This window comes from Methylophaga sp. UBA5088 (assembly GCF_002414625.1).
Lineage (GTDB): Bacteria > Pseudomonadota > Gammaproteobacteria > Nitrosococcales > Methylophagaceae > Methylophaga > Methylophaga marina.
The window spans coordinates 16,495-19,429 of the sequence record NZ_DIAC01000020.1; the positions used below are offsets into that span (position 1 = coordinate 16,495).

Here is a 2,935-nt window from a genome sequence, read left to right on the forward strand (position 1 = left end):
CCATCGCAGCGTTTAGTTTTCGAGTCCCAGCTAAAGACTGGAAACCAGACAACTGGACGCCTCCAGCCAAAGATCAATCTACAAAAAACCGTCTGATTTCTGACAACCATGTTCATATTGATCAAGCGATAAAAACACCGCAGTTCTATCAACTATGGATTGTATTGTGTTTTAACGTGACGGCAGGTATTGGGGTGATCGGGGTGGCAAAAACCATGATTACTGATATTTTTAGTCCGAGCCTGCCAGGAATTGTTGATGCCAGCTTTGCTGCTACCTATGTATTGATGATTAGCGTGTTTAATATGTCAGGGCGTTTTTTATGGTCTACAGCATCTGATTACATCGGGCGTAAAAATACCTATCATTGCTTCTTCTTGTTGGGAGCATTACTGTATTTATCTATTCCCTTTATAGCAACACAAGCTAGTGTGAGTCCGAGTGTGACAGCATTAGTCATGTTCTATGCCGTTACCATGATTATATTCACTATGTATGGCGGTGGTTTTGCCACTATTCCAGCTTATCTGGCTGATATTTTCGGTACGATGCATGTGGGTGGTATTCATGGGCGACTGTTAACAGCCTGGAGTACCGCTGGCATTTTAGGACCATATGTGATTACGCATCTGCGTGAGCACTCGATGAATAAGGTTTTACATGAATTAGCAGCTAAAGTTGATCCAGCTGCATTCCTGCAAAAGTTTGGGGCGAGTATTGATAATCTCGATGAGTTGATTGCCGCGAAAACAGTGTCCATTTCACAGCTGATGGAGATTGCACCGGCAGGGACTTTAGATCCTACTCCAAGCCTTTATAATTCAACTATGTATGCCATGGCTGGATTACTTCTTGTGGCATTCCTGGCGAATTTGTCTATTCGTCCAGTTAGAGAAAAACATCATGTGCAAAACACACATCCTGAATTAGCTCAGGAACATAAATAAGGTCTGTATGTTCACAAAAAAGCCTGCTTTTTAGCAGGCTTTTTTATTAGGCTAAGCTAGTCTGATTTCATGTTCTCACGAAGTTGCTGCAAAACAGCTTGGGTATCGGGCCTGATCTGTCGCCAAAGATAAAAGGCTTCAGCAGCTTGCTCGACTAACATTCCCAGGCCATCAATGGTTTGACTGACTTTGTGTTGTTTTGCCCACTTGATAAATGCGGTATCCCTATCGGCATACATCATGTCATAGCAACATGATTTTTCAGTAAATATACTTTCTGGTAGGTCAGGTACTTCGTCTTGTAGGCTTGCTGCCGTCGCATTGATGATGATGTCGAAATGACCGGATACGTCAGTAAATCCACCGCCTTTAATAGCACCTAAGTCGGAAAACAAATCAGCCAGTTGAGTGGCTTTACTAGCTGTTCTGTTGGCAATAAATAATTCGGCTGGTTGATAAGTCATCAACGGGGCGATGACGCCTCGCGCCGCACCACCTGCACCTATTAACAAAATCCGCTTATCTTTAAGGCTGATATGGTGGTTTTCCAAATCTCGGCATAAGCCAATACCATCAGTATTGTCACCATAAATAGTACCGTCACTCTCAAAAATGACTGTGTTGATGGCACCAGCACGTTGAGCACGATCTGACAGACTATCTGCCAAGGCCCAGGCTTGTTCTTTAAAAGGAACAGTGATGTTAATCCCTTTAAGCTTGAGAATATCTCGCAGCTGTTGAAGACTTGAAGCCAGTGATTCCAATGGCACTTCAATAGCTGTGTATTCAATATCTTGCTGGCTCTGCTTGGCAAATTCGGCATGAATGAAGGGGGATTTACTGTGTTTAATTGGGTGGCCTATTACGGCGTATTTATCAGTCATAGAGTCATTGCAAACGTATTTTTAAAATTAGATGCCAGCTTTTAATTGCTGAGCGACTTCCTTAGCAAAGTAAGTCAAAATGCCATCAGCCCCAGCACGTTTGAAAGCCAGAAGACTTTCCAAAATAACCGATTCAGTCAACCAGCCATTGTCGATAGCCGCTTTTAACATGGCATATTCACCGCTGACTTGGTAGACATAAGTGGGTTTTTTGAAAGTGTCTTTCACACGATATAAAACATCAAGATAAGGCATGCCTGGCTTCACCATCACCATATCCGCGCCTTCCTGAATATCTAATGCGACTTCATGAAGAGCTTCATCACTGTTAGCGGGGTCCATCTGGTAAGTAAATTTGTTACCGCTGCCTAGATTTCCTGAGCTACCAACAGCATCCCGGAATGGGCCATAAAAACTGGAAGCATATTTGGCTGAATACGCCATGATGCGGGTGTGTATATGGCTGTTGAACTCCAGTGCATCACGAATAGCACCGATTCGGCCATCCATCATATCGGATGGTGCCACAATTTGGGCCCCAGCTTCGGCATGCGATAAGGCTTGTTTAATTAATACATCAACGGTGTGATCATTGACGATGTATCCATTGTCATCGAGAAGACCGTCCTGCCCATGCGTCGTGAAAGGGTCTAACGCCACATCGGTCATAATGCCTAGCTCAGGAAACTCCTGTCGTAGCGCTCGAACAGCTTGTTGAACAAGACCCTCTGGATTATAAGCCTCACTGGCATCTTCTGTTTTTTTCTCGACAGGCGTCACTGGAAATAAAGCCATCACGGGTACACCTAAACGATGAATAATTTCAGCTTCTTTAAGAAGCAGGTCGATACTCAATCTCTCTACGCCAGGCATAGAGCTAACCTGTTGACGTTGATTGCTTCCTTCAAGCACAAAACAGGGGTAAATTAAATCGTTGACTGTCAGGACATTTTCTTGCATCAAGCGTCGGGAAAAATCATCTTTACGCATTCTTCTTGGGCGCTGATTAGGGAAACCACTAGTGATAATTGATTGCGTCATGCCTGACCTCATTGATTACAGAGTAAACACCCCAATATACCTAAGCAAAGCTAATGTCACCAG

General features: G+C 43.7%; 3 protein-coding genes. 1 reads left to right on the top strand and 2 read right to left on the bottom strand.

Annotated features, from left to right (window positions below; all coding sequences use genetic code 11):
- On the top strand, window positions 1-947 hold a 947-nt coding region (locus B4K20_RS02705; protein ID WP_289281790.1), incomplete at its 5' end, for an MFS transporter.
- Between the two features lie 56 nt (window positions 948-1,003).
- Here B4K20_RS02705 and aroE read toward each other — a convergent pair.
- Both aroE and hemB read right to left on the bottom strand, forming a co-directional pair.
- Window positions 1,004-1,831 (bottom strand): shikimate dehydrogenase, encoded by an 828-nt coding sequence (aroE, locus tag B4K20_RS02710; protein WP_289281791.1) that lies wholly within the window; start codon window positions 1,829-1,831, stop codon window positions 1,004-1,006.
- 27 nt (window positions 1,832-1,858) lie between these two features.
- The gene (gene hemB, locus B4K20_RS02715; protein ID WP_289281792.1) at window positions 1,859-2,872 is read right to left on the bottom strand and encodes a porphobilinogen synthase; all 1,014 of its coding nucleotides are present in this window, start codon (window positions 2,870-2,872) and stop codon (window positions 1,859-1,861) included.
- Window positions 2,873-2,935 lie beyond the last annotated feature (63 nt).